The organism is Microcystis sp. LE19-41.2A (assembly GCF_027530405.1).
Taxonomy (GTDB): domain Bacteria; phylum Cyanobacteriota; class Cyanobacteriia; order Cyanobacteriales; family Microcystaceae; genus Microcystis; species Microcystis aeruginosa.
In genome coordinates this window covers 1-5,675 of sequence record NZ_JAPZQJ010000364.1, presented here as the reverse complement: position 1 = coordinate 5,675, position 5,675 = coordinate 1, and the positions used below count along the sequence as shown (strand labels likewise).

The 5,675-nt window shown below is 43.5% G+C and carries 3 protein-coding genes; all 3 read left to right on the top strand.

Translation table 11 applies throughout. The annotated features are described in order from the left end of the window. The first annotated feature begins 155 nt into the window (after positions 1 to 155). The 3 genes from O9290_RS14640 to O9290_RS14630 all read left to right on the top strand — a co-directional run bounded on the left by O9290_RS14640 (position 156) and on the right by O9290_RS14630 (position 5,222). Positions 156 to 2,288 carry a cache domain-containing protein gene (locus O9290_RS14640; RefSeq protein ID WP_288058120.1) on the top strand — a complete coding sequence of 711 codons (2,133 nt, stop codon included), beginning with the start codon at positions 156 to 158 and terminating at the stop codon, positions 2,286 to 2,288. Positions 2,289 to 2,372: 84 nt separating this feature from the next. Then, the gene (locus O9290_RS14635; RefSeq protein ID WP_288087211.1) at positions 2,373 to 4,580 is read left to right on the top strand and encodes a tetratricopeptide repeat-containing protein; all 2,208 of its coding nucleotides are present in this window, start codon (positions 2,373 to 2,375) and stop codon (positions 4,578 to 4,580) included. A gap of 45 nt (positions 4,581 to 4,625) precedes the next feature. Next, positions 4,626 to 5,222: a DUF4231 domain-containing protein gene (locus O9290_RS14630; RefSeq protein ID WP_288058111.1), complete on the top strand. Its 597-nt coding sequence runs from the start codon at positions 4,626 to 4,628 to the stop codon at positions 5,220 to 5,222. Positions 5,223 to 5,675: the final 453 nt, after the last annotated feature.

The window sequence follows — 5,675 nt, the reverse complement described above, 5'->3', positions numbered from 1 at the left end:
AAAATAGGCTTTTCGAGGGTAATTCTTGTTTTAATTCTCCATGTACGCAGTCTTTAAAAGCCTCTATTTCGTTCCAAGACACGATTAAGAGTGGCTTTTAGGCTAAGTATAATTACTTATCGCGTAAGTGAGATGCTCCCCAAACGCTACTAAAAATGCAAACTCAAACCAATCCTTGGCAACAACGAATCTTTAGACTGTCCTTGTCTCTCTGCGTTATCAGTTTCTTGTCGGCAACCTTCACCATTTATGCTTACTGGCGGGAGAAAAATCAAACCAGAGAAACAGCGAAAAATAATGCTCGACAAGAAGCTGTCCGCGCCGCTAAAGAAATCGATAACCAGCTTCGTAAACTCCAGGATAGTGCCAATTCTATCGCCCACGATATCAGTAAGGATAAACTTAAAGATCGACAGTTGCTTGAGCGATTAAAAAGCACGATAGAACAAAATCCCAATTGGTTCGGTGTCGGTGCGGCTTATGCTTCCTATACTTACAAATCCCAGATGCGTCTGTATGGTCCCTACTACATCAGAAAACAGGGTAAACTGCAATTACTGCAACTGGAATCTTTTTACGATTATACTCAACCCGGAAAGGGTGATTGGTATATCCAGTCCTTAGCCTCCGGTTCAGTTTGGTTAGAACCTCATTTTGGAGCGGCAACTAACACTTTACTCGCAGAATTTAGCACTCCTTTTTATCGCCTTAATCCGAAAACCAAAAAAAATATTCCTTCTGGGTTAGTCTTCGCCAACTATTCTCTAGATGGGTTAAAAAACTTAATGAACTCCCTCAAACTAGGTAAGACTGGCTACGGATTTATCCTATCTAAAAAAGGAACTTTTATCTATAGTCATAGAGAAGATTGGGTTAAAGAGCAAAAAACCATCTTTCAAATAATTTCTCAAGCATATAAACCAGAAAAATTGCGAGTTCCAGCCCAAAAAGCTCTCAAAGGCTCTAAGATTGAAATGGATTTTCAAAATCCGTTAACGGGACAATCTAGCTGGATATTTTTTGAACCTATTCCTACTACAAGTTGGACATTAATTGCTGTCTTTGTTCAAGATGAAATTTTATTAAATACCAAGAGCTTACATCACAAACTGCTGCTGATTAACCTACAGATAATTAGCTTTTTCTTTTTTCTATTTATCCTAATCTTTCGCGCTTACAAAGGCAGTGTTCGCAGTCTTTGGGCTGTCTCTTCTTCCACTTCTGTTGTCTTGCTGGCGGGAATCGGATCTATCTGGTATCTCCAAATCTCTGAACATAAAATCGAACAGAAAAACAATATAGTGCTTCTGAAAAAAGCGGGTTTAAATAAATTCTTGCAATCTCGTAAATCCGAAAACCCTAAAGACTCCCCCCTCTATATTCCCACAGGAGTTTTTGTGCAGTCTCTAGAATTTGAAGATGCTAATGATGTGTTTATCACGGGCTATATTTGGCAAAAGTATGATAAGAATATCCCTCAAAACGTCAGTCGGGGTTTTATTCTTCCCGAAGCAGTTGATCCCAATGTAACCGAGATTCATCGTCATCAAGACCAAAATTTTGAAGTGATCGTCTGGTATTTTGAAGCTAAACTCCGAGAAAACTTTGATTATTCTAAATATCCCTTTGATGTTAAAGATGTCTGGATTCGCCTCTGGCCTAAAGACTTCTACAAAAATATCATCCTCACCCCAGATTTTGATGCCTACGATTTGATGGTTCCTACTTCCCTACCCGGTTTAGCAGAGGATTTTGTTTTACCTGGTTGGGATATTAAGAGTAGTTTTTTCCAGTACAAACTCAATAACTATAATACCAATTTTGGACTTAACAGCTATATCGGCCAGGACAATTTTCCCGAACTCTATTTTACGGTTGTTCTCCAACGAAATTTTATCAATGTACTGATTAGTAATATGATGATAATTATTGTTGTCCTATTACTGCTTTTTTGTATTCAAATACTGATCATCAAACATACAGAGAGCGGTGAAAATCAAGATTTTACCGCTTTAGAGATCGTTTCCGCTTGTGGGGCTTTTCTTTTCATTGTCATTATCGATCAGATTAATCTCAGACAAAAAATTATCACGGCAGGTATTATTTATCTTGATTATTTCTACTTTATACTATATATAATGATTCTTTTAGTCGCAATTAATGCCATACTTTTTGCTTCTAATATCAAAATTGATTGGATTGATTATAAAAATAACTTAATCCCAAAGCTACTTTATTGGCCGACTAATCTGGCACTGTTACTGTTGGTAACTATGTTAGTTTTTTAGGCTCTTCCCTTTTTACATACTAGGTTGAGAAGAACCCTTTTTTAACAAAAAATGGCTGGGGATTCAATCTCACTAAAATAAGTTATGATAAATTTTGCTGGAGTCAGGGAGATTAAGATGCCCAGTCAAGAGATTATTAACCAGAAAAATTCTACCGCCAACGCCGAACAAGTTTCTGAGTCCAACCTAGAGCTAGTTCCCCAACCGAAACAAGAGCATGATACCGCTGCCAGCCCCCAGGGATTGCCCCATGCCTTCGTCGTCATGCCCTTTGGTAAGAAAAAAGGGCCAGACGACCGCTGGATAGATTTTAATAGCATCTATCAAGATTTAATTAAACCAGCCTTAATCGAAGCTGGATTTGAGCCGTTTCGAGCCGATGAAGAAAGCGTCAGCGGCGATATCCTCACCGATATGTTTCAGGAACTATTGCTGGCGGATCTGGTAATTGCTGACCTCAGCATTGATAATGCCAACGTTTTTTATGAGTTAGGAGTACGCCACGCCCTACGCAAGCGGGGACTAATTCATATCCAGTCAGGCCGAGGTTATCTGCCCTTCGATATTTTTAACGTCCGCACTCTCCCCTACCATTGTGACGAGAATGGCCAGCCCGATCGCCAATACCTGGAAAAAGACAAACAGGCGATCGCTAAAATGGCTCGCGCTACCTGGGAATCAGACCATCATCGCATTCACAGCCCCATTTTCAATTTACTCGACGGCTTGGAAGAACCCGATCGCCGGTCGCTGCAAACCCCCCTAGCCATTGGCTACTGGGATGAGTACAATAATTGGCGGAAAAGGGTAGTGATCGCCCAACGCCAAGATCGCATTGGTGACGTTTTGCTGTTGATCGAAGAAGTGAGCAACCCCCTAATCAAATGCGAGGCGATCGCCGAAGCGGGGAAAGCCTTAAGAAATCTAGGAAATTATCAACTTGCGCTGCAGCAATATCGCAACGGACTGACAATGCAGCCGAAAAATGCCGAATTCCGGCGCGAGGAAGCCTTTCACCTGAGCCGACTGAAGCGATATGATGAGGCAGTCGTACAGTTAGAGTCGCTGCTGCGGGATGAACCGGCTAATATAGATGCCATTTCCTACTTAGCTCGCATTTACAAGGAAATGTGGAAGGAGCGATGGGTCGGCATCTCCAATGAAGCGGAGTGCCTCCAAACAGCCGAAGAATCGGCCCACTTACTACAAAAAGCGATTGAGACTTACCTGCAAGCCTACCGCCTCGATCAGAATCATTACTATTCCGGCATCAACGCCCTGACTCTATCTGCCGTCTTCAAGTATTTAGCCAGGCATGGTAGGGACGGCGATCCAGAAGAGAAAGCGATCAAAGAGGAGTTGCCGGTGCTGTCTGGAGCCGTTAAATTTAGCTTGGACAGTGCTGCTCTCAAGGATAACAACGATGTTTGGGTCTTCCTCTCCCTCGGCGATCTGGCCATCTGTACCGCCCGCAACCCGCAACAGGTGGCCAGAGCCTATAAAAGGGCGCTCAACCGGCTCTGGAACAATAAATTTGCTTTACTTTCAACCCTAGAACAATTGAAACTCTTAGAATCCCTGAATTTCCGCCTTGAATATGTCAAGTCGGGCCTCGATGTCCTCGAAGCAGAATTGGAGAGAATAGAACATCAAGAAGCCGCGATCTCCTCCCCAACGGTGAAGGAACCTCCGCAAGTTTTCCTCTTCTCCGGCCACATGATTGACAAGCCAGACCGCCCGAGGCCTCGGTTTCCCTCGGATATGGAAACCGAGGCGCAACAAAAAATTAAGGAGGTACTCGATAATCTAAAAGCTGATGCCGGAGATCTGGCGATCGTGCCGGGACTCGCTTGTGGGGGCGATATCCTGTTTCTAGAAGCCTGTTTAGAGCGCCAGATGAAAGTCGAGGTCTATCTGCCCTTCGAGTCGGCTCAATTTATTGAAGAGTCAGTCAGCTTTGCCGGCGATGATTGGGTAGAGCGTTTCTATAGAATTAAGAATCATCCCCAGGTCGCGCTCAACCTACAACCGGAACGAATCGGACCGGTCCCGAAAGGAAGCAATTCCTTTGAGCGTAACAATCGTTGGGCTCTCTATTCCAGTTTGATCTACGGAATCGATCGGGTGCGGTTGATTGTCCTCTGGGATGGCAAAGGCGGTGATGGACGTGGCGGGACTGGTGATATGGTCAAGCAAGTGCGTCAATTGGGGGGGATTGTCGAGCATCTAGACACAACTAAGTTTGATTATTGGAAAGCTCAAGGAGCGGGAATCGGAAATCGGGAAACTTGAGAAACCAGAGCCGAAATTTTTTTCTACTAACGGAGCAAGACAACCATGCCAGAGAACGCTTTAGAAATAAAAAACTTAGAGAAAACCTCTAAACCTTATCGCGATCAGTTCAAGCAAGAAATCTGTACCTTGATCGAGCAGATTGACTTGTCAGATTTGCAGAAGCAGTTTATGAAAGCCCGCTGGCTCGAGCAATTACTGTGGCTAGAAGGCAGGGCCCAGACAACCCGCAACCAATACTATTTTCTCCGACTGCTCACAATTATCGGGGGGGTGATTGTTCCGGCCTTGGTCAGTCTTAATATCAACGCCAATGACGTTCAAGTAGTAGTCGGTTGGCTCGCCTTTGGCTTAAGTCAGGTGGTTGCTATCAGTGCTGCCGTTGAAGAGTTCTTTCATTATGGCGAACGCTATCGCCACTATCGCAACACGGCAGAGGCGATGAAAATTGAGGGCTGGCAATTTCTCCAGTTGAGTGGTTCTTATCGCCATGCCCAAAATCACGCCGAAGTCTATCCCGATTTTGCTCAACGAGTAGAAAACATTATCCAGCGCGATGTGGAAGGGTATTTCAGCCAGGTTGTACAGGAGAAAGAAAAGCCAAAACAGCAAGCAGAAATCGCTAAAACACCACCTCAGTAGCAAGACAAGGAATATTTAGCGATGGGAGTGTCAATTAGGTCGATTTCTCCACCAGAAAACCTTTTAGTCCTGAGATAATATTAGGCAGATATCTGATACCAAATCCTGTTTAAAAAGTATAGGATAGTGGGGAGCGGGGAGAAACAATCCATAACTTGAGAGTTAATCAGATTGTTAAAAACAGATTTGGTATCACACTAAATCCGTTGAGTATAGGCTAACGTCAGTTCAGGATAAGGGTGGAAAGAAAAGGCGGGGGCTAGTAAGCTGAAAAATATAGCGGTTCTCACACCTGTGTGGCACACTTAAACCTGGCTCTTCGGGACTTGGTATGGTTCGATATGGGGGCATAAATCGACTAAATCCTTATCTGGCAAGAGATTTAATTGATTAGTTCGCTCTAGATCGCAAACAATTGACAAAAATCGCGGTAATGTCTGTCTCTATAAGGGT

What these genes read in the sequence shown, in the direction of transcription:
- O9290_RS14635 (WP_288087211.1), top strand. Translation starts at nt 2,373, where the DNA reads ATGATAAATTTTGCTGGAGTCAGGGAGATTAAGATGCCCAGTCAAGAG.
- O9290_RS14630 (WP_288058111.1), top strand. Translation starts at nt 4,626, where the DNA reads ATGCCAGAGAACGCTTTAGAAATAAAAAACTTAGAGAAAACCTCTAAA.
- O9290_RS14640 (WP_288058120.1), top strand. Translation starts at nt 156, where the DNA reads ATGCAAACTCAAACCAATCCTTGGCAACAACGAATCTTTAGACTGTCC.